The 20,857-nt window shown below is 74.2% G+C and carries 17 protein-coding genes and 2 pseudogenes; 3 read left to right on the forward strand and 16 right to left on the reverse strand.

Translation table 11 applies throughout. From position 1 onward, the window contains the following. Positions 1-392: 392 nt before the first annotated feature. Positions 393-1,130, reverse strand: a pseudogene (locus Ae717Ps2_RS35420) (hypothetical protein); the annotation flags it as partial. Next, entirely contained in the window at positions 1,127-2,587 is a 1,461-nt protein-coding gene (locus Ae717Ps2_RS24225; protein ID WP_075309908.1) for a hypothetical protein, read from the reverse strand. The pseudogene Ae717Ps2_RS35420 and the gene Ae717Ps2_RS24225, both read right to left, overlap by 4 nt. 146 nt (positions 2,588-2,733) lie before the next feature. On the opposite strand from Ae717Ps2_RS24225, the gene Ae717Ps2_RS24230 reads away from it, so the two are divergent. Next, positions 2,734-3,249: a PepSY domain-containing protein gene (locus Ae717Ps2_RS24230; protein ID WP_075333933.1), complete on the forward strand. Its 516-nt coding sequence runs from the start codon at positions 2,734-2,736 to the stop codon at positions 3,247-3,249. 82 nt (positions 3,250-3,331) lie between these two features. Here the strand turns inward: Ae717Ps2_RS24230 and Ae717Ps2_RS24235 are convergent, their stop codons facing one another. The 7 genes from Ae717Ps2_RS24235 to mftF all read right to left on the reverse strand — a co-directional run bounded on the left by Ae717Ps2_RS24235 (position 3,332) and on the right by mftF (position 11,264). Next, positions 3,332-3,640 carry a hypothetical protein gene (locus Ae717Ps2_RS24235; protein WP_020626515.1) on the reverse strand — a complete coding sequence of 103 codons (309 nt, stop codon included), beginning with the start codon at positions 3,638-3,640 and terminating at the stop codon, positions 3,332-3,334. Then, positions 3,637-4,653, reverse strand: a complete 1,017-nt coding sequence (locus Ae717Ps2_RS24240) for a P1 family peptidase (RefSeq protein WP_020626514.1) — start codon at positions 4,651-4,653, stop codon at positions 3,637-3,639. Before Ae717Ps2_RS24240 ends, Ae717Ps2_RS24235 begins: the two co-directional genes overlap by 4 nt. A 76-nt stretch (positions 4,654-4,729) precedes the next feature. Continuing rightward, the gene (locus tag Ae717Ps2_RS24245) at positions 4,730-5,449 is read right to left on the reverse strand and encodes an SRPBCC family protein (protein WP_075309904.1); all 720 of its coding nucleotides are present in this window, start codon (positions 5,447-5,449) and stop codon (positions 4,730-4,732) included. An 85-nt stretch (positions 5,450-5,534) separates the two neighbouring features. Next, positions 5,535-6,386: a xanthine dehydrogenase family protein subunit M gene (locus tag Ae717Ps2_RS24250; RefSeq protein ID WP_075309902.1), complete on the reverse strand. Its 852-nt coding sequence runs from the start codon at positions 6,384-6,386 to the stop codon at positions 5,535-5,537. Further along, a complete protein-coding gene (locus tag Ae717Ps2_RS24255) occupies positions 6,383-8,866 on the reverse strand; it encodes a xanthine dehydrogenase family protein molybdopterin-binding subunit (protein WP_075309900.1) in 2,484 nt (827 codons plus the stop codon). The genes Ae717Ps2_RS24250 and Ae717Ps2_RS24255 overlap by 4 nt, the downstream gene beginning before the upstream one ends. 1 nt (position 8,867) lies before the next feature. Continuing rightward, positions 8,868-9,386 carry a (2Fe-2S)-binding protein gene (locus Ae717Ps2_RS24260; protein WP_075333934.1) on the reverse strand — a complete coding sequence of 173 codons (519 nt, stop codon included), beginning with the start codon at positions 9,384-9,386 and terminating at the stop codon, positions 8,868-8,870. 384 nt (positions 9,387-9,770) lie between these two features. Beyond that, on the reverse strand, positions 9,771-11,264 hold the full coding sequence (gene mftF / locus Ae717Ps2_RS24265) for a mycofactocin biosynthesis glycosyltransferase MftF (protein ID WP_075309898.1): 1,494 nt from the start codon (positions 11,262-11,264) through the stop codon (positions 9,771-9,773). Positions 11,265-11,361: 97 nt separating this feature from the next. On the opposite strand from mftF, the gene Ae717Ps2_RS24270 reads away from it, so the two are divergent. Beyond that, positions 11,362-12,492: an alkaline phosphatase family protein gene (locus Ae717Ps2_RS24270; protein WP_075309896.1), complete on the forward strand. Its 1,131-nt coding sequence runs from the start codon at positions 11,362-11,364 to the stop codon at positions 12,490-12,492. 12 nt (positions 12,493-12,504) lie between these two features. Here the strand turns inward: Ae717Ps2_RS24270 and Ae717Ps2_RS39310 are convergent, their stop codons facing one another. From Ae717Ps2_RS39310 to Ae717Ps2_RS24300, 6 genes and pseudogenes are all read right to left on the reverse strand, one after another. Then, on the reverse strand, positions 12,505-14,196 hold the full coding sequence (locus Ae717Ps2_RS39310; protein ID WP_075309894.1) for an adenine deaminase C-terminal domain-containing protein: 1,692 nt from the start codon (positions 14,194-14,196) through the stop codon (positions 12,505-12,507). Further along, a pseudogene (locus Ae717Ps2_RS24280) lies at positions 14,193-15,222 on the reverse strand (nucleoside hydrolase). The gene Ae717Ps2_RS39310 and the pseudogene Ae717Ps2_RS24280 overlap by 4 nt, the downstream one beginning before the upstream one ends. Continuing rightward, the gene (locus Ae717Ps2_RS24285; protein WP_075309892.1) at positions 15,186-16,250 is read right to left on the reverse strand and encodes an ABC transporter substrate-binding protein; all 1,065 of its coding nucleotides are present in this window, start codon (positions 16,248-16,250) and stop codon (positions 15,186-15,188) included. Before Ae717Ps2_RS24285 ends, Ae717Ps2_RS24280 begins: the two are co-directional and overlap by 37 nt. Beyond that, positions 16,250-17,317 (reverse strand): ABC transporter ATP-binding protein, encoded by a 1,068-nt coding sequence (locus Ae717Ps2_RS24290; RefSeq protein WP_139318907.1) that lies wholly within the window; start codon positions 17,315-17,317, stop codon positions 16,250-16,252. The genes Ae717Ps2_RS24285 and Ae717Ps2_RS24290 overlap by 1 nt, the downstream gene beginning before the upstream one ends. Beyond that, entirely contained in the window at positions 17,314-18,108 is a 795-nt protein-coding gene (locus tag Ae717Ps2_RS24295) for an ABC transporter permease (protein WP_075309891.1), read from the reverse strand. The genes Ae717Ps2_RS24290 and Ae717Ps2_RS24295 overlap by 4 nt, the downstream gene beginning before the upstream one ends. Beyond that, positions 18,105-18,926 carry an ABC transporter permease gene (locus Ae717Ps2_RS24300; protein ID WP_075309889.1) on the reverse strand — a complete coding sequence of 274 codons (822 nt, stop codon included), beginning with the start codon at positions 18,924-18,926 and terminating at the stop codon, positions 18,105-18,107. The genes Ae717Ps2_RS24295 and Ae717Ps2_RS24300 overlap by 4 nt, the downstream gene beginning before the upstream one ends. 142 nt (positions 18,927-19,068) lie before the next feature. Here Ae717Ps2_RS24300 and Ae717Ps2_RS24305 point away from each other — a divergent pair, with 142 nt between their 5' ends. Next, the gene (locus Ae717Ps2_RS24305) at positions 19,069-20,046 is read left to right on the forward strand and encodes a LacI family DNA-binding transcriptional regulator (protein WP_075309887.1); all 978 of its coding nucleotides are present in this window, start codon (positions 19,069-19,071) and stop codon (positions 20,044-20,046) included. 63 nt (positions 20,047-20,109) lie between these two features. On the opposite strand, the gene mftE is transcribed toward Ae717Ps2_RS24305, so the two are convergent. After that, positions 20,110-20,832, reverse strand: a complete 723-nt coding sequence (mftE, locus tag Ae717Ps2_RS24310) for a mycofactocin biosynthesis peptidyl-dipeptidase MftE (protein ID WP_075309885.1) — start codon at positions 20,830-20,832, stop codon at positions 20,110-20,112. Positions 20,833-20,857: the final 25 nt, after the last annotated feature.

Here is a 20,857-nt window from a genome sequence, read left to right on the forward strand (position 1 = left end):
GTGTCCCCGACCGGGACCCCCTCCTGTGCGGAGTCGCTTACCGGGTAAGCGAGTTCCGCACCGGCACCTCCCGCATCGGCACCTCCCGGTGCGCCATCCGCCACCACTCCGTCTCCCCCGGCACCCTCCCGGCCGAATTCGCTTACCCGGTAAGCGAATTCCTGCGGGACACCCGTTCCGTCGAAGCCGTCGGGATCACCGGCGCCGTCGAGGACACCGGCCCGTTCGGCGCCACCGGCGCGTTCGGGGCCACCGGCGCCGTCGAAGGCACCGGCCGGGCCGCCACCCCGTGCAGCGGGCGACGGTTCGGCGGACTCCGCCGGCCCGGACGGCCCGGCCGTGCCCTCCGCACCGGCGCCCGGCGGGTCGAACACCCCGTCGTGCTCGGTCACCAGGGTCCCGGCGGCGGTCGCGGCGGGCAGGACGTTCAGGGCCAGCAGCTCGTCGAAGGCCCGCTGGGCGGCGAGCTCCCGCACCTGCACCTGGTAGCGCGGCGTCGTCCGGTAGGCGCCCTCCGCCCCGACCGGCACGAGGAAGCCCTGGTCGGCGAGGAACCGCAGGGCCTTGCCGACGATCCCGCGGGTGGTGGACTCCCCGACCCGGCCGTCCTTGGTCGCGGTGGCCTCCGGACGGCGCTGCCAGACCCGCCAGACCTCCTCGAGCTGCGGGGCGTCGGACTCGGGGTCGGCGGGACCCGCGGCACGCTCGTTCAGCACCCGGCAGGCCTCGCGGACGGCGCCGTCGACGAGCTCCACCGAGACCCGGCCGACGTAGGAGTCGTCGCCGAGGTCGTCGGGGCGGGGGAAGGCCAGCGCGGCGACGGCGAGGTGCGCGATGCCGTGCAGGACCTTGTCCGCGCCGCGGTTGGCCAGGGCGGTGCGGCGGGCGTACTCGTCCATCCGGATCTCGAAGACCGAGCCCTCGGTCGCGGCGAGGACGATGCCCGGTCCGGTGTCGACGGCGAGCACGACCAGGCCGAGGCCGGAGGCTACGCGCTGCACGGTCGTGCGGAACTCGTCGTCCTCCCGGTAGCGGCGGACCAGGTCGGCGTAGTCGGGGTCGCGTCCGGGCAGCGCCTTGGGTCGCATGCCGTAGCCGACCAGGCGGGCCGCGGTCTCGGTGTCACTCATGTCTGCGCCGTCCGTCGGTTCGTCTGTCCACCCAGCACACCGGCCCGCGCCAGCAGCAGGTCGGCGCCGCCGAACTCGGGGTCGTCGAGGACCGTCCCGTCGTCGACGGCGACCAGCACCGACGGGTCGCCCTGGGTCCGGGCCGTGGCCACCGCCGTCCCGACGGCGTGCACCGCCCGCAGCGCGACCAGCTGCGGCAGGTCCGCCCCGGCGGCGCGGGCCGCCGCGAGCGCCGCGGACAGCCGCACCGGGTGCTCGATCTCGTCGGGCAGCACGGCGTCGGCGGCAGCCCACGTCTCCACCCCGAACCGCTCGCGCGGCTGCGGGGCGAGCTCCGGCTCGGGCACCTCGGCGCCGAACGGGTCCCGGTCGCTCGGCGGCGTCAGCAACGTCTCGACCAGCCCGCCCAGGCTCGGCACCGACGGGTTGCGCACACCGGCCCCGGCCGCGAAGTAGCCGGTCACCGGGTCGTGCGCCGCCTCGACGGTCAGCGCCAACGACGGCCGCAGGAGCTGCCCGAACACGTCGACGGCGGCCCGCTTCGGCTTCCCGGAGAACTGCTGGCGATCCTGCTCGGCGCGGAACGCGGCCCCCGCCTCCTGCAACCGCGCCTGCAGCTGGGTGTGCCGCTGGATGCAGTCGTCGACGACGGTCACCAGCTCCGCGGCCTGCCGGCGGCGCCCCGGCTCGGTGGCCTCGTCGCGGGCGTCGGCGATGTTCGCCTTGATCATCGTCTCGGCGCGGTAGCGGGACTCGATGTGGGTCAGTGCCTCGTCGAGCAGCTGCGGGACCGCGTCCAGCCAGTCCACCGACCGGACGTCGCGGCGGGTGGCCTCCAGCTTGCGCCGCAACGACTCCGCGTACTGCACGGTCCGGTAGCGGGCCTGCTCGGCCGCCAGCCGGGCGTCGCCGAGACGACCGCGGACGATCAGCGTCTCCAGCTTCGTCTCGGCCGCCTCCTGGGCCGACTCGACGTCGGTGTCCAGCGCCCCGACCAGCACGTTGATCGCCTCGTCCGAGGCACGCAGGTAGATCCCGCCGTCCGGGGCGGCGACCTCGACGAGCAGCTTGAAGTCGAACCGGCGACGCACGTAGTGCCCCTCGTCGTCGGTCGTTCCGTACTCCACGGCGAACCCGCGGTCGATCGACCCCACGTTGATCAGGTTGTCGATCACCCACTGTGCGACGCGGACGTACTCCGACCGCGGGGCCCCCGGCACCTGCGCGCCGACGAACGGCAGCAGCCGCCGGACGACCTCCGCGTGGTCCGCACCGTGGTCGAAGTCCATGGCCAGGGTGACCTGGTCGATCGCCTGCAGCCCGATCTCGGCCATCTGGTAGCCGGTCGCGTCCCAGTCGAGCCGCCCCTTGCGGGCGTCGAGGTCGTGCAGCGGCGCCGTGCAGGCCAGGGCCTTCAGCCGGCGCGCCACTCCCTCGTCCGGGCTGATGGTCGACACCCCGACGACTGTAGTTCGACCGCTCCGGGCCCTAACGCCGCCTTAGGGCTCACGCAGCGCGACCTTGGGGACGGCGACGGCACAGTTCCCACCGTCACCGGGTCGCACCGACCCGGACCAGCCGAAACCCCCGGAGGAAGATCATCGTGCGTACCCCGCTCACCGTTGCCGCCGTCGCCGCCACCGGCCTCCTGCTCGTCGGCGGGGGCACCGCCCTCGCATTCGGGGCGGGTGGTGCCCCCGACGAGCTCGCCGTCGTCCCGACCGGCGCCGCGATCGCGCGCACCGCCGACCTGCTGCCCCCGGAGCTGCCCCGCACCGACGCCACCGCGCCGACGACCGCCGCTCCTGCGCCCCCCGCGCCAGCGGTCGACCGCGCCGCCGCCGAGCGTGCCGCCCTGGCCGCCGCGGGCGGGGGCCGTGTCACGAAGGTCGAGTTCGACAGCGACGACCGGGACGACCGGGACGACCGGGACGACCGGGACGACCGGGACGACGACCGCGACGCCGGCGACGACGACCGGGACCACTGGGAGGTCGAGGTCCTGAACGGCACCATCGAGCACGACATCGACATCGACGCCGCCACCGGCCAGGTCCTCGACCACGACCGCGACGACCAGTCCGACGACCACCGGAACGACGACCGCGACGACGACTGACCCGACCGCACCCGGCGCGGCACGGTGCCGCCGTCCCGACCGCACCGCCGGCCGGGGTGGCGGCGTCCGAGCGCCGGGCCGGTCAGTCCCGGCCCGCGCTCCCGTCGGCCGCGGCCAGCACGGTCGACCGCAGCAGCTCCCGCTCCCCGGACGGGGCGACGGCGTCGAGCAGCTCGTCGAGGGTGTGGCACAGCGTGTAGTAGCCGCTGAGGAACGACACGGTCCAGCCTTCGCCGAACGCGCGCACGTCCACGCCCCGCACCACGTCGTTCACCGCCCGGGCCGCGGCCCGCCGCCGGGGCAGCCCCACCAGACGCACCGCGTCCGGGTCCGGCGCGGGAGGCGGGCGCGGCGCACGCGGGCGGCCCAGCCACGGGTTCGGCGCGCTCACCGACCCGCCACGAGCGACGAGTACGACGGCCGGTCCGGCGCCGCCTCCGCCGCGAGCAGGGCGTGCGCCACGGCCCGCGCCGTCACCTCCGCCGCGGCCGCCTGCAACGCGAACACCCCGGTCGCGTCCGGCGCGGACCGCGTTCCCGTGGCCAGCGCGAACGCGCAGTCGCCGTCGCGGATCGTGTGCACCGGGGAGATCGACCGGGCCAGGCCGTCGTGCGCCATCGTGGCCAGCCGGGTGCAGCCGACCTTGTCCAGGGCGGCGTCGGTGCCGACGACGACCAACGTCGTCGCCGTCCCCAGCGGGCTCTCGTGCCCCGCGTACAGCTCCGCGAGCCGCTCCGGCGGAGCGAGGGCCGGAGCCACCCCGACGGTGAACTCGCCGGGAAGACCGTGCCGGGCGCCGTACACCGCACCGGTGGCCGGGTCCGCAGCCGCACCGCCCGAGTTGAGCACGACCAGGGCCGCGATCGTCGTCCCGGCGGCGGAGCCCTCGGTCAGCACCGCCGACGCCGAGCCGACGCCGCCGCGCAGCCCGCCGGACACCGCGCCGGTGCCCGCCCCGACCGAGCCCTGGACGACCGGCCCGGCGTGCGCATCGTCGTAGGCGGCCGCACCGGTGTCGGCGGTCGGGCGGACGCGGACGTCGCCACCGCGGCCGAGGTCGAACACCACCGCGGCCGGCACGATCGGCACGACGGCGCCGGGCACGGGGAAGCCCTCGCCGTCGCGCTCCAGCCGGGCCATCACCCCGGAGGCGGCGTCGAGACCGAACGCGCTGCCCCCGGACAGGGTGACGGCGTGCACCCGCTGGACCGTCGCGACCGGGTCGAGCAGGTCGGTCTCCCGGGTGCCGGGCGCGGCGCCGCGCACGTCGACACCCGCGACCGCGCCGCCCGGCGGGGCCAGCACCACCGTCGTCCCGCTGCGGGCGCCCGGCCCGCTCACCGCCGCGTGCCCGACCCGCAGGCCCTCGACGTCGGTCAGCCCGTTCCGCTCACCCGCTCGCACGGCACCATCCTGCCCCGCAACGCCACGGGCCGGCACCGCGGAACGCGGCACCGGCCCGGAAGAACCTGCGGAGGACTCAGCCCTTCGAGTCGCCGCGCAGGCGCTTGACCAGCACGAACAGCAGCACGAGCGCACCGATGCCGCCCAGCACGGGCGCGAGGCGCTTGAGCACCGGGGCACCCGCCGAGTCGAGCAGGTCGATGGCCTCGACCGGGCTGCTCTGCGGCTGGTAGGGGCGCTTCACCGGTGTGGGAGCGGCCTGCTCACCCGGAGCCGGCGGGACCGCCGGGATCGGGCTGGTCTCGTCGGCCGCGTGCTTCGGGCCGGCACCGTTGGACGACGCCCCGCCGGGCCCGGTCAGCTTGTCCGCGACGCAGCTCGAGAACTGGCCGATGATCTTGTCGGCGACGTCGGAGATGACACCCCGGCCGAACTGCGCCGGACGACCGGTGACGGTCATGTCGGTGACCATCGTGACCGAGGTCTTGTCCGGGCCGTCGGCGACCATCGTGCCGGTCACGATGGCCTTGGCCGTGCCGTTGCCGCGGGCGTCGCGGCCGGACGCGTCGATGACGACCTTGTGGTTGGCGTCGTCCCGCTCGATGTAGGTGCCCTTGCCCTTGTAGGTGAGCGAGATCGGGCCGAGCTTGACCTTGACGGTGCCCTGGAACGAGTCGCCCTCGTACTCGGTGAGGGTCGCCCCGGGGAAGCACGGCGCGATGAGCTCCGGGTCGTTGAGCGCCTTCCAGGCGTCCTCGATCGGCGCGGCGATCGTGAACTTGTTCTCCAGCTGCATGTGTCTTCCAAGCCTCCTCGAACGAACACCGGCGCCGGTCCGGGAACCCCGGAACCGGCGCCGGCGTCGGCGTGCTTCTGGTTCGTCAGCCGGCGGCGGCCAGCACCGCACGACCGGTGAGCACCTTCGCCAGGTGCTCACGGTAGTCGGCGGCGGCGTCGGCGTCACTCGGAGCGGAGGTGCCCTCCAGGGCGTGCTCCGCCGCGGCCTTCGCGACGTCCGGACCGGCGGACTTGCCCACCAGGGCCTGCTCGACACCGGTCGCCCGGATCGGCGTGCTGCCCATGTTGGTGAGTCCGACGCGGGCCTCGGTGATGGTCCCGCCGTCCACCTTCAGCGCGACGGCGACGGCCACCATCGACCACGCCTGGGCGACCCGGTTGAACTTCTCGTAGTGGCTCTTCCAGCCGGTGTACTTCGGGAACCGGATCATGGTGAGGATCTCGCCCTCGCCGATGGCGGTCGTGAAGTAGTCCTGGAAGAAGTCCTTCGCCGTGACCAGGCGGGTCCCGCCGGAGCCGAGGATGACGAACTCGGCGTCCAGGGCCAGCGCGGCCGCACCGAGGTCACCGGCCGGGTCGGCGTGCGCGAGCGCACCGCCCAGCGTGCCGCGGTGGCGGACCTGCGGGTCCGCGACGGTCTCGGTGGCCCGGGCGATCAGCTCGACGTGGGTGTTCACCAGGTCGTTGCGCATGACCTCGTGGTGGGTGGCCATCGCGCCGACCATGACGTACTGGTCGTCCTCGCCGATCCGCTTGAGCTCGGGGATGCCCCCGAGGTCGATGATCGTGCTCGGCGCGGCCATCCGCAGACGCAGCACCGGCAGCAGGCTCTGGCCGCCCGCGAGGATCTTGGCGTCCTCACCGGCCGACTGCAGGGCCGTCACGGCCTCCTCGACCGAGGAGGGCCGGACGTAGTCGAACTTCGCCGGGATCACTGGACCTCTCCCTTGGGGTTGTTCGGGTCGATGGAGCCGAGGCCGGCGCCGGGGGCGTGGACGTCGCTCGGGGTCTCCTGCGGGTTCCTGCCCTTGGCGACCTGCAGGGCCCGCCATACGCGCTGCGAGGTGGTCGGCATCTCGATCTCGTCGACGCCGAGGTGGCGCACCGCGTCCAGCACACCGTTTAGGATGGCCGGGGTCGAGGCGATGGTGCCCGCCTCGCCGACGCCCTTCACACCGAGCGGGTTGGACGTCGCCGGGGTGGAGACCGTCTCGGTGGTGAAGCTCGGCAGGTCCGCCGCGGACGGGATCGTGTAGTCGACGAACGTGGCGTTGACCAGGGTGCCCTGGTCGTCGTAGTTCGCCTCCTCGAACAGGGCCTGCGCGATGCCCTGGGCGAGACCGCCGTGCACCTGCCCCTCGACGATCAGCGGGTTGATGACGTTGCCGATGTCGTCGACGCAGACGTACTTGCGCAGCGTGACCCGGCCGGTGTCGGTGTCGACCTCGATGGCCGCCAGGTGCGTGCCGTGCGGGTAGGAGAAGTTCTCCGGGTCGAACACGGCGTCGGAGTCCAGCGACGGCTCCATGCCCTCCGGGTAGTCGTGCGCCATGAACGCGGCGAACGCGATCTCCTGGATGGCCTTGCCCTTGTCGGTGCCCTTGACCGTGAACTGGCCGTTCGCGAACTCCAGGTCGTCCTCGGAGGCCTCGAGCAGGTGCGCGGCGATCTTCTTCGCCTTCTCGATGACCTTGTCCGCGGCGTTGACGATCGCGACACCGCCGACGACCAGCGAGCGCGAGCCGTAGGTGTCGAGGCCCTTCGGCGCCACCTGGGTGTCGCCGTGCAGGATCTCGACGTCCTCGAACGCGACGCCCAGCTTGTCCGCGACGATCTGCGAGAACGCCGTCTCGTGGCCCTGGCCGTGGGCGGAGGCACCGGTGGTGACCTCGACCTTGCCGGTGGCGAGCATCCGGATGCTCGCGGCCTCCCAGCCGCCGGCGCCGTAGTCCAGCGAGCCGAGCACCCGGGACGGGGCGAGACCGCACATCTCGGTGAAGGTCGAGATGCCGATGCCCAGCTGGACCGGGTCGTTGTTCTTCCGGCGCTCCTCCTGCTCACGGCGCAGACCGGCGTAGTCGAACAGCTCCATCGCGCGCTGGGTGGCCTGCTCGTAGTTGCCGGTGTCGTAGGTCAGGCCCACGACCGTCGTGAACGGGAACTCCTCGTGCTTGATCCAGTTCTGCTCGCGCAGCTCCATCGGGTCGCGGCCGAGCTCGACGGCCAGCTCGTCGAGCATGCGCTCGACGGCGAAGGTCGCCTCGGGACGGCCGGCACCGCGGTAGGCGTCGGTCAGCGTCTTGTTGGTGAAGACGTTGGAGCAGGTGAACTTCAGCGCGGGGATCTTGTAGATCGCGTTGAACATGAACGCGCCGAGGATCGGCACACCCGGCCCGACCAGGCCCAGGTAGGCACCCATGTCGGCGTAGAGGTGGACGTCGAACCCGGTGATGGTGCCGTCCTTCTTGGCAGTCATCACGAGGTCCTGGATCTGGTCCCGGGCGTGGTGCGCGGTGAGCATGCACTCGCTGCGGGTCTCGGTCCACTTGACCGGCTTGCCCAGCTTCTGCGCCAGCAGGACGCAGAGCATCTCCTCGGGCAGCACACCGATCTTGCCGCCGAAGCCGCCGCCCACGTCGGGGGCGATGACGCGCAGCTTGGACTCCGGCACCCCGAGGGTCACCGTGGTCATGGTGCGCAGGATGTGCGGCACCTGGGTCGCAGCCCAGATCGTCAGCTGCTCGCCGGTCGGGTCCACGACGCAGGAGCGGGGCTCCATGAACGCGGGGATCAGGCGCTGCTGACGGAAGCGGCGACGGACGACGACGGAGTCGCTGTCGGCCTCGGCGGCCTTGATGGCCTCGGCCACGTCGGCACCGGTGCCGGCCGCGGCGGAGTCGAACACCCAGGTCGCGGAGACGTTGGTGCCGAGGTCCGGGTGGACCAGCTCGGCGCCGTCCTGCGCGGCGGTCTCCATGTCGAGGACCGGCTCGAGCGGCTCGTAGTCGACCTCGACGAGTTCGGCGGCGTCGCGCGCGGCGGCGGCCGACCGGGCGACGACGACGGCGACGCCCTCACCGGAGAAGTTGACGCGGCCGACGGCGAGCACCGGGCGCTGCGGGGCCTTCTGGTCCGGGGTGATCGGCCACGCGCAGGGCATGCCGACCTCCTCCGCACCGAGGTCGGCCGCGGTGTAGACGCCGAACACACCCGGGGCCTTCTCGGCCTCGGACTTGTCGATCGAGGTGATGGTCGCCCGCGCGATCGTCGAGCGGACGACGGCGATGTGGACGGTGCCCGGAGGGGTGATGGAGTCGGTGTAGCGGGACCGGCCGGTGATGAGGCGCTGGTCCTCCTTGCGGACCCGGGCCTTGCCGATCTCGCCGGTCGTGGTGGGTTCGGCGGTCGTCGTCACGTCAGTTACCTCCCGCGACCGGGGCGGCCTGGCCGGAGGGCGCAGCGGCGACTCCCGGCTTCATGTTCTTCGCCGCGGTCTGCACGGCGCGCACGATGTTCTGGTAGCCCGTGCAGCGGCAGAGGTTGCCCTCGATGCCCTCGCGGACCTCCTGCTCGGACGGGTCGGGGTTGTCCCCGAGCAGGTCCACCGCAGCCATGATCATTCCCGGCGTGCAGTACCCGCACTGCAGACCGTGACACTCGCGGAAGGCCTCCTGCACCGGGTGCAGCTGACCGTCGCGGGCGAGGCCCTCGATGGTGGTGACCTCGGCGCCGTCGGCCTGGACCGCGAGCACCGAACAGGACTTCACGCTCTGTCCGTTGAGATGAACCGTGCAGGCACCGCAGTTGCTGGTGTCGCAGCCGATCAGCGTCCCCGTCTTGCCCAGCGTCTCCCTCAGGTACTGCGCGAACAACATGCGGGGCTCGACGTCGTCGGCGTAGTTCACGCCGTCGACGGTGACCCGGACCTCTGTCATGAACTCTCACTCCTCGTACGCGACCACGCACGCTCCGAAGCGCGGGGGTCTGACCGGGGACTCCGTCCGAGGAACGCCGTTCGCCGTCGCCTGACTCGCGACCACGCCGGCGCACCCGGAAAAGTTGCCGCACGTCTCGTGTGGCGGCGCCCACATCACACTCCCGATCTTCCTGGGGTGCAAGGAGCCCGGAGCGGGAGGAGCGGAGGTCGGATGGCGTGTCGCCGACGTCACGGCGACAGCCTGTCGCGCGCAACCGCAGGCGCGGAGAACGCAGGCGAGAGCCGCCCGCAGAAACGGATCCGTGACGCAACACGAATCACCCGTTCAGACCAGCCCGGACGGAGTGGTTCCACGTCGCAGGTCAGGGAAGCCTAACCTGTGTCAACGTCGGGCGCCAGGGCCGGCCGGACGCAGCGGGGCGGCGGTCCGGTGCTCGACCGCCCCCCACCACAGACCCGCCCCGTAGGCGAGGTCGTCGAGTCGGTGCGCCAGCAGGTGCAGCAGCGGTCCGGTGCGGACCCGCGGGTCACGGTCGCGGTGGCGCCACCAGTCGGCCAGCCCCTCCGCCAGCGCCGCCACGACGACCGCGCGGCGGGCCCGGCGCGACACCAGGCAGCCGAGGGCGGCGACCGGCCAGAAGTGCCGGGTCAGCGCCGACGCCGTCTGCCACAGCGCCCCGGACAGGCCGAGCGCGGTGAGCAGCGCCGCACCGCGCCGCGGCCGCTCGAGCCGGGGCAGCGCGCGGGACAGCCGTTCGGTCGCGACGCCGGTGACGACGGCGGCGAGCGCCGTCGCCCCCCGCCGCTGGACGAGCAGGAGCAGGCAGACCGCCGCCGTCCACGGCGAGAGGATCAGCGGCGGGACCGCGCCGGGGTGCCTGCATGCCAGCGGCGCCGCCCCGGTGCCGTAGAACGCCTTGCGCCGCAACCACTCCCCGGGGTGCGTGCGGTGGTCGTGGGCGACGCGGGAGACGGGCTCGAAGCGCATCGCCCAGCCGGCGTCGTGCAGGCGCAGGACGAGGTCGACGTCCTCGGCGACGTGCATCCGCGGGTCGAACGCGACCGGTCCGACCGCCGACACCCGCACGAGCATCGCCGCGCTCGGCACGTAGGCGACCCGGGACCGCGGCACGACCAGCGCCGCGTCGGGGCCCAGGTCCAGCGACGACCGCACCGCCTCGTAGCGCCCGACGGCCCCGCGCAGCCCACCGCCCCGCTCCGGGTCCAGCGCCACGATCCGCGGTGCGACGAGGCCGACCGCGGGGTCGGCGAGGTGGGCGAGCAGTGGGGGCAGCCAGCCGGGTTCGGGGACGACGTCGGAGTCGAGGAACACCACGAACGGGGTGGTCGCGGCGGCCAGGCCGGCGTTGCGGGCGGCTGCCGGGCCGCGCGGGGTGGCGTGCCGCAGCACGGTCCCCCCGACCCGCTCGACGGCGCGGCGCAGCGGTGCCGGGTCGGCGGACCCGTCGTCGACGACGATCGGGCCGGCCACCCCGGTCCCGGCCAGCGCGGCGAGGAGCCGGTCCAGCGGGCGGTCCTTCACCGGGACGACGACGGTGACCTCGGCCGCGGTGACCCCGGCCGGTGCGTCGGTGAGGGGGTGGGCGAGCCCGGCGTCGAGCAGGGTGCGGGCCAGGGACCGCTCGGTGGGGCCGGTGACGACCAGCGGGCGCCCGGGGGCGGGCAGCAGCGCGCGGGCCCGCGCGGACAGGTGCACCAGCCGGGGCGGGGCGCCGCCGAGCAGGGCCGCCCCGCCGTCGAGCCGTCGGGTGCGCCGGTCGAGCACGACCCGGAAGCCGTCCGGGAGCCTGCGGTCCGCCGGGCCGGCCGGTTCCCCGGTGGACGGGCGGTCGGGGTCGGTCCGGGCGACGGTCACCTGCGGGAGCCTTCCATCCCCGGGCGTGGCCGGTCGACACCCGCACCTGCCCGATCGGCGTGGTCCGCCCGGGCCCGGCCGGGGCAGACTCCCGGACATGTCCGAGGTCCTCCCCCGCTACGGCTCGGCGACGCTGGCCGACGTCCTGCCCGCCCTGACGCACGCGATCGGCGCCCCGCTCGACCAGCGGCCGCCCGCGTTCGTGCTGCCGCAGGCCCGGGCCGCGGTGCTGCTGCTGGTCGACGGCCTCGGCCACGAGCCGCTGCGCGCCCACGCCGACGACGCGCCGGTGCTGGCCGGGCTCGCCGATGCCGGGCCGCTGACCGTCGGCTTCCCCTCGACGACGCCGATCAGCCTGACCTCGCTCGGCACCGGGCTGCCCCCGGGCGCGCACGGCACCCTGGGCCTGCGGTTCCGCGTCGACGGGGAGCTGCTCGACGCGCTGGGCTGGTCCTCGGGCCGCCGGGACCTGCGGGAGACGCTCGTCCCGGAGCGGGTGCAGCCGGAACCGACGGTGCTGGAGCGCGCCGCGGCGGCGGGCGTCGCGGTGCGGTCGGTGTCACCGCTGGAGTTCCGGACGTCCGGGCTGACCCGGTCCGGGCTGCGCGGCGGCGAGTACCGCGGGGTCGCCGCGCTCGGCGACCTGGCCGTCGAGATCCTCGCCGGCGTCGAGGGGCCGGGACCCCGGCTGGTCTACGGCTACCACGCCGACCTCGACAAGGTCGGCCACCTGTACGGCCCCGGGACGCCGGCGTGGCGCTGGCAGCTGCGCCAGGTCGACGCGCTGCTCGGGATGCTCCTGGCCGAGCTGCCCGCGGGCACGCTGCTGGCCGTCACCGGTGACCACGGCATGGTCACCGTCGACCGGACCGTCGACGCCGACACCACCCCGGCGCTGACCGACGGAGTGGCGCTGCTCGGCGGGGACCCGCGCGCCCGCCACGTCTACACCGGACCCGGGGCGACGGCCGACGTGCTCGCCGCCTGGCGGGCCGTGCTCGGCGACGACGCGTCCGTCGTCACCCGGGAGGAGGCGGTGGCCCGGGGCTGGTTCGGCCCGGTCGCCGACCGGGTGCTCGACCGGATCGGCGACGTCGTCGTCGCGATGCACGGGACGGCAGCGGTGGTCCGGACCGAGGCCGAGCCGTTCCTGTCGACGTTCCCCGGCCAGCACGGCTCGTTCACCACCGCCGAGCAGCTCGTGCCCCTGCTCTCCCACGCGAGCTGAGCGGCACCGCGCTCACCCGCCCGCGCGCACCGCCGGTTCCCAGTCCCGCTCGACGACCCGCACCAGCCCCCGGTCGGTGATCTTCACCTGCGGCGAGACCGGCAGCGTCATGGTCGTCAGGCTCATGAACGGGTTGGCGTGGTCCCAGCCCCACTCGCGCACCGCGGAGCGGATCTCCCGGGCCGCCGCGGCGACCTCGTCCGCGGGGAGGTCGGACATGACGCCCCCGATCGGCAGCCTCAGCTCCACTGGCGCGGAGTCCTCTCGCACCAGGGCGATCCCGCCGCCGGCCGCACGAACCCGGCCGGCGGCCTCGGCGAGTGCCCCGGCGGACGTGGCGACGACGGTGAGGTTGTGACTGTCGTGTGCGTAGGTCGTCGCGAAGGCTCCGGGCGTGGGGGCGAACCCCAGCACCGGTGCAGTCTGCCGCGACGCGGCCCCGGTGTGCCGTTCGACCACCGTCACCACTGCGCAGCGGCCCTCCCACTCGACGACACCGTCGCGCACCGGCAGGACGATCTCGTCCGGCTCGGTGTAGGTGTCGACCGGGTTGACCCGCAACGCGCGGAACGGGTACTCGCCGTCGGGCAGGTCGGTCCGCCACCGTCCGTCCGGGGCCTCGGGCAGCCGGACCGTCCCGCCGAACGGGTGCGACGGCGTCGGGCGCGGGGTGGGCTCACCGACCGGCACACCACCGCACACCACGTGCTCGGGGACGAAGGAGGTCAGGTCGCGCAGCACGACGAGGTCTGCCCGCCGGCCGGGGGCGACGACGCCACGATCGTCGAGGCCGAGCCGGCGTGCCGGGTGCAGGGTCAGCGCGCGCAGAGCCGCCAGGGCCGGGAGCCCGCAGTCCAGGGCGACGCCCGCCAGGTGGTCGAGATGCCCGTGGTCGACCGCCGCGTCCGGGGCGACGTCGTCGCTGACCAGGCAGAAGTCCGGCAGCACCGGCAGCGCGAGCAACGCCTCGACGAGCTCGGGCCGCAGGCACTTCTCCTGCAGCATCATGACCATCCCGAGCCGGGCCTTCTCCACGGTGACCTCGGGCGAGTTCTTCGTGTGGTCGGAGTCGACGCCCGCCCACAGGTACTCGTTCAGGTCTGCCCCACTGATGTGCGGGCAGTGACCGTCCAGGCGCACCCCGGCCCGGCACGCCGCGTCGATGATCGCCAGGGTCCGTGGGTCCCCGCCGATCACGGCCCGGTAGTCCATGACCTCGCCGAGCGTCGTGACGCCGCCCCAGCCGAGCATCTCGGCGATGTCGTCGGCGTCGAGGTCGGCCCCGGCGGTCTCGAACCCGTGCAGCGACGGCACGCAGGACGGCACCGCCCACCGGATGTCCTGTCGCAGGCCACGGCCCTGCTCGATCATCCAGGCCATGCCCTCGCGACCGGCGACGTTGACGATCTCGTGCGGGTCGGCCAGCACGGTTGTCGTGCCCCGGTGCAGGGTGAGCGCCTCGAACTCGGCCGGCGGCACCAGCGAGCTCTCCACGTGCATGTGCGCGTCGATGTAGCCGGGCACGACGAGCCGCCCGGTCACGTCCAGCTCTTCCGCGGCGGTCAGCTCCGCCCGGTCCGGGGCGAGCACGGCTCGGATCCGGTCCCCCTCGACCAGCACGTCCGCGCGGAACGTCTCGCCGGTGTGGACGGAGACGACGGATCCGCCGCGCAGCAGCAGCGTTCCGGTGATCGCACGCATCATCGGGCGTCCTCCAGGACGGCGAGCAGGCGGTGACGGACGGGGTCCGGGTCGAGGTCCAGGGCGAGCTCGACCGTGGCGGGCCGCCCGGTGCGGCCGTACACGTCGGTCACCAGCGCCCCCCGGGTGAGCTCGCCGACGCACTCGACGTCGACGGGGTGGCGCCGCCAGCAGAACCGTTCCGGATCGAGCAGCGCGACGACGGCCGTCGCGTCGTGCACCCGGCACTCGCGGACCCCGTGCCGGCGGGCGTGTCCCTCCACCAGACCCTGCAGCATTGCGCCTGCGGTGGCGGTGACCGGGTCCGCGGAGCCGGCGAGCCGGTCGGCGACGGCGCCCGGCAGCACGACCCGGCGGGTCACGTCGAGTGGCACCAGCCGGACGGGCAGACCGCTGGTGAGCACCACCCGGGCCGCCTCCGGGTCGCAGTAGGTGTTGAACTCCGCGGCGGGGGTGACGTTGCCCGGGGCGAAGGCGGCGCCTCCCATGTGGACGACGCCGGCGAGCATGCCTGCCGCCTCGGGGTCGCGCTCGAGGAGCCGGGCCACGTTCGTCAGCGGTCCGAGCGCGAGCAGCACGAGCTCGCCCGGGTGCGTCCGGGCCAGGCGGGCGATCAGGTCGACCGCGGCCGTCCCGTCGCCACGGCCGTCCGGGCCGTGGCCCCCGGTACCGGGCGTGCCGGCGACCAAACGGGCGCCCGGCGGCAGGACGACCCCGCCGAGGGCGCCCGGGCCGTGCACCGGCTCGTCGGGCACCCGGGGGCCACCGGCGAGCGGCCCGGCCGCCCCCATCGCGACCGGCAGGTCCGCCGGCCAGGTCCAGCACGGCGGTGGCGTTGGCCGTCACCTGCTCGATCCCTGCGTTGCCCGCCACCGTCGTCACCCCGGCCACCCGCAGTGCGGAGGAGCCCAGAGCCAGGAGCAGCGCAATCGCGTCGTCGACCCCGGGATCGGTGTCGATCACGACCGGGAGCGGCGGTGTCGGCTCCGGCACTAGCCCGACACCTCGCGGGCGAACCGGTCGATCCACGCGCCGCGGTTCGCGCCGACGAAGTCGAGGTCCAGCGGGACGTAGCCGGCTGCACCCGGGTCGGTCGCGGCGCCGCCGGACACCTCGGTCATGATCGGCGGGACGGTCGCGGCCCGGTTCACCGGCTTGTCGGAGAACGCCGTGGCGGTGCGGGTCTGCACCTCCGGCGACAGCAGGTAGTTCACGAACCGCTGGGCGCCGTCGGTGTTCGCGGCCCCCTCGACGATCTCCGCCTTGTTGTAGGACAGCACTCGTCCCCGGTCGAACGGGGCCCAGGCGACCGGCCGGCCGGCCTCGACGGCGTCGTAGGCGAACAGGTCCAGGCCCGGCGCGGCGACGACCTCGCCCCGCTCGAGCAGGCTGAGCAGCTCGGTGGTGCTCGAGTAGAACTGCAGCACGTTCGGCTTGAGCTCGGCCAGCTTCGCGAACGCGGTGTCGACGTCCTGCGGCCCGCTGCCGAAGGTCTCTGCGACCGCGATGAGGAACGGGATCCCCGCCGTCGCCGAGATGTCGGGGACCGCGATCCGGCCCGCCAGCTCCGGGTCCCAGAGCGACGCGACCGTCGGCGGTCCGTCGGGGAAGGCGTCGGTCGAGTAGAGGACGCCCGGCAGCGTGAAGGTGTACGGGATTCCCTGGCCCGGGGCGTCCCGGGCGAACTCGACGGTGTCCGCCCGGTTCGGCACCGACCCCGGGTCGATGTCGGTGAACAGCCCCTCCCGCTCCCCGTCGGCGGCGAACAGGTCGGAGATCAGCACGACGTCGACGTCCGGACGGGCCCGGTCGACCAGCAGCCGGTTGTACCGGTCGGAGTTCGAGCCCGGGTCGAAGGTGACCCGGATGCCGGTCTCCTCCTCGAACGGGGCGACGACGGTCTTCTCGAACTCCTCCGCCCCGAAGCTGAACCCGGACACGACGAGCTCGTCGGAACCCCCGCCCGAGCCGCCGGGTCCGCCGCAGCCGGCGAGCAACACCGCCGTCACGGCCCCGAAGACCCACACGGCGTTCCTCTTCATGACGGGCCTGGCCATCACAGGACCTCCTCGGGGTCGGCTTCCAGACTCACGATCGCGGACACCCGCAGCTCCACCCGGACCCGGTCACCAGGGGCCGGTTCGGGCGTGCCGGTGACGCCCTGCACCTCGGCCTCGCCCCCGTGCGTCGGGACGACGGCGGTGGCGGTGCTGTAGGTCCCGCGGTAGGTCGACGAGCGCATCGTCCCGTCGAGGACGACGACGTCGCGGGCGTCGCCGGGGGCCGCGTCGGTGGCTCCGCCATCGGGGTGCACCCGCACGTGCTCGGGCCGGATCGCGACGCGACCGCGCCCGGGGAGGTCGAGGACGTTGCGGTAGCCGAGGAACTCGGCGACGAACCGGGTGCGGGGCCGCTCGAAGACCTCCCGTGGCGTGCCCTCCTGCGCGACCCGGCCGCGGTCCAGCAGCACGATGCGGTCGGCGACGGCCAGCGCCTCCTCCTGGTCGTGCGTGACCAGCACGGTGGTCAGGCCGGTCTCGCGCTGCACCCTGGCGAGTTCGTCGCGCAGCTGCACCCGCAGCCGGGCGTCGAGGTTGGACAGCGGCTCGTCGAGCAGCAGCACGTCCGGGCGCACGACGACGGCGCGGGCGAGCGCGACCCGCTGCTGCTGGCCACCGGACAGCTCGGCCGGGCGGCGCGCGCCGAGGTGCGCGAGTCCGACCAGGTCCAGCGCCTCGTGCACCCGCCGGTCCCGTTCGACGCGGCCGACCTTGCGCATCCGCAGCCCGAACGCGACGTTCTCCGCCACGCTCAGGTGCGGGAACAGCGCGTAGGACTGGAAGACCATGCCGATGTTGCGACGGCGGACCGGCATCCGGGTGGCGTCCGTACCGTTGATCGTCACCCGACCCGCGGTGGGCTCCAGGTAGCCGGCGATCATGCGCAGCAGGGTGGTCTTGCCACAGCCGCTGGGTCCGAGCAGCGCCAGGAACTCGCCCCGTCGCACCGACAGGTCGAGGTCGTCCACGACCGGGCCCGCTCCGAAGTCGCGACTGACGCCGGACAGTCCCACCACGTCGTCGTCGGTGGCGGTCGGGGGACGCACCGGGGCGGGGGTCGTCATGAGGAACTCCGTCCGAAGACCTTCTGGAATCCGACCAGCCGTTCGGTCACCAGCGCGACGGCCACCGCGAACACCAGCAACAGGGTGCTGGCGGCGGCGACCATCGGGGTGAAGGACGTCTGGACGTAGGACAGCATCGCCACCGGCAGCGTCTCCACGCGTCGGGAGGTGAGCATCAGCGACAGCGGCACGTTGTTGAACGAGGTGAGCACCGACAGGATCGACGCGGCCACCACACCGGGAGCGATCACCGGGAGGGTGATCCGGAAGAACGTGGTCAGCGGGCCCGCACCGAGCCCGGTCGCGGCCTCCTCGAGCGCCGGGTCGGCGGCGAGCAGCGACGCGCCGGTCACGCGCACCGTGTAGGGCAGCAGGAGCACCGCGTGCCCGACGACCAGCGCGGACAACGTGTCGATCCCGGCCTGCACGACGAAGAACTGGAACAGCGCGAAGCTGAGGACCAGTTCGGGCACGATCAGCGGCGACAGGAACAGCGTCTGCAGCAGGGTGCGCCCGCGCGGTGAGCGCCGGTGGATCGCGTAGGTGGCCGGGACGCCGACGACGAGCGCGAGCACCGTCGCGAACACCGCGACGACCAGGCTCGTGCCGAGCGCCGAGCGGAACGGCTCGTAGGACACCGCCTCGGTGAACCACCGCAGCGACAGCCCTTCCGGCGGGAAGGCCAGCGCCGTCCCGGCCGTGACCGCGATGCCGACGACGACGACGATCGGGAACAGCAGGAAGAACACGGCGACCGCGGCGAGCACCGTCAGCACGGGACGACGGGTCACCGGCGGGCCCCGATCGCCGGGACCCGGGCGAGCACCAGCGTCACGACCAGCAGGATCGCGGTCATGATGATGGCGACCGCGCTGGCGGCACTCCAGTTCACCGAGGTGTTCGCCTCCTGGTAGAGCAGGGTGGCCAGGGTCCGGTTGCGGGTGCCGCCCAGCAGCGACGGCGTGGTGAACGCGGTGACCGAGCCGGCGAACACGAGGATCGCGCCGACGGCCGTCCCGGGCAGGGCGAGCGGGAACACCACCCGGGTGAACACCGCCGCGTTGCCGGCTCCCATGCCGCGGGCGGCGTCCTCGAGGGCCGGGTCGACCGAGGCCAGCGAGCTGTAGGCGGTGAGGATCAGCAGCGGCATGAACAGCTGGGTGAGGCCGAGCACCATCGCGGTCTCGGTGTAGAGCAGCTGGACCGGTCCCGACGCCAGCCCGACGCCCTGCAGGGCACGGCTGACCAGCCCCTCCCCGCCGAGCAGCACGATCCAGGCGAAGGTCCGCACGACGGTGGACAGCAGCAGGGGGAACGTGACCGCGAGCAGCAGCAGCGCCCGCCACCGCGGCGCGACCCGGCTGATCAGCCACGCCACCGGGAACCCGAGCAGCACGCTGGCCAGGGTCGCGAGCCCGGCCACCCGGGCGGTGCGGGCCACGATCTCGATCACGTAGGGATCGGTCACCGCCGCGAGCAACGCGCCGGGTACGTCCGGGGCGGGGTCGGCGGCCGGGGCCAGCAGCATCGTCACGTACGGATAGCCGAAGCCCACGACGAGCAGCACCACCGCGGGCAGCACCAACGCCGCGGTCGCCAGTCGTCGCATCGGGTCTCCGTTCGCTCACCAACTGCAACCGGTTGCAGCAACCGGTTGCAGCGGACGCTACAGTTGGCCGTGGGAGAGCCGCAATCCGATCCATCCCGGATTCATCAGGACGAAACACACCGCGGCACGAGAGGAACGACGCGTGATCAGGCTCGAGGATGTCGCCCGTGCGGCCGGCGTCTCGAAGTCCACTGCTTCCCGCGCGCTCAGCCGGCCCGATCTCGTCGCCGCGGGCACCCGCGAACGCGTCCAGCGCCTCGCCACGGAGATGGGGCTCAGCCTCAACCCGGCGGCACGGGCCCTGTTCACCGGGCGTACCGGGACCATCGCGATGGTCGTCCCGTCGCTCACCAACCCCTACTTCGGCCCGATCCTGGCCGGGGCGCAGCGAGAGCTGTCCACGGCCGGCGGCCACTCGTTGATCTCCTCGGCCGTCGACGGTGACCAGGAGATCGAGCTGGCGGGCGGACTCCTCGGGCACGCCGACGGTGTACTGCTGGTCGCCCCCCGCGCCCCCGAGGACGGGCTGCGCGAGCTCGCGTCCCGGATCCCGCTCGCCGTGATCGACCGACCCGTCCGTGGACTGCCCGCGTTCCTCGCCGACACCCCACGCGGGGTCGGCCGGCTGACCGAGCACCTGCTCGGGCTCGGACACCGGCGCATCGGCTACGTCGGCGGCCCGCACGGCTCGTCGCTGGACCGGCTGCGGGTAGCCGCCGCGACCCGCCGGGTACGGACGGTCGGCGGGCGGCTCGACGTGGTCGGCTCGGAGAGCCCTGATCTGGACACCGGCCTCCGCCTGGCCGCCCGGTGGCCGTTTGCCGACGAGGTCACCGCGGTCGTGGCCTACTCGAGCTACATCGCGCTCGGGCTGCTGATCGGGCTGCGCGAGCAGGGTGTCGACGTCCCGGGCCGGATGAGCGTCGCAGCGGTCGACCACCTGGCCGCGGTTGGGGGCGACGACGGCTCGGACCCGCTGTTGACCGCGCTCCGGGTGCCACTGGAGGAGCTCGGCCGGGCCGCCGCGGCCGCACTGGCCGCGGTGCCGCACGCCCCGCCCGGCGTCACCCGGATCGGCACGGACCTCGTGCCCGGCCGCAGTACCGGCCCGCCCCACTGAGCACCGGGCGCCGGGTGGTGTGCGGAGCGCCGGCGCCGGCTCACCGGGCGGCGTGACCCCGCGCTACGCCGCCGGCGGGCGGAGACGCCCGGTGCCGGGGTCGGGGTCCCAGGCGGTGACCGCCGCCGACGCCGTCGCCGTGATCGCCGCGAGCAGGCGCCGGCCCTCCTCGGCCGACGCCCCGGCCGGGTCGCCGAGCACGCCGTTCGGGCTGACCGCGGCGATCCCCCCGGCCCGCAGCTCCGCGATGACCTCGCGCAGCGGCCGGGTGTCGCCCATCTCGGCGCGGTCGGCGCGAACCGCCCCGGGGTGCAGGTGGGTGAGCAGCGAGGTCTCGTAGCGCCCGGCGTGGGCGTCCAGCGGTACGCCGGGGACGTCGGCGACGCAGGACAGCCAGCCGGCGTCGCGGCCCTCGTGGCGCAGCAGGGTCACCGCGGACCGCAGCGCGGCGACGTTGCCGCCGTGCCCGTTGAGCAGCACCAGCCTCGACGCCCACCGGCACGCCGAGCGGCCGTACTCGACGAGCACGGTGCGCAGTGCGTCCTCCCCGATCGACACGGTGCCGGGGAAGCCCTCGTGCTCGCCCGCGGCGCCGTAGGGCAGCGCGGGGGCGAGGACCAGTCCCGGGTCGGCGTCGTGCAGCGCCGCGGCGACCGCCGAGGCGACGGCGGTGTCGGTGCCCAGCGGCAGGTGCGGGCCGTGCTGCTCGGTGGAGCCGACCGGCACGAGCAGCGTGTACACCGCGGCCGGGTCGAGGTCGGGCCAGGTGAGATCCGCGAGCAGCACGGTCCCAGCCTGCCCGGTCGGGTCC

This window comes from Pseudonocardia sp. Ae717_Ps2, from assembly GCF_001932475.1.
Lineage (GTDB): Bacteria > Actinomycetota > Actinomycetes > Mycobacteriales > Pseudonocardiaceae > Pseudonocardia.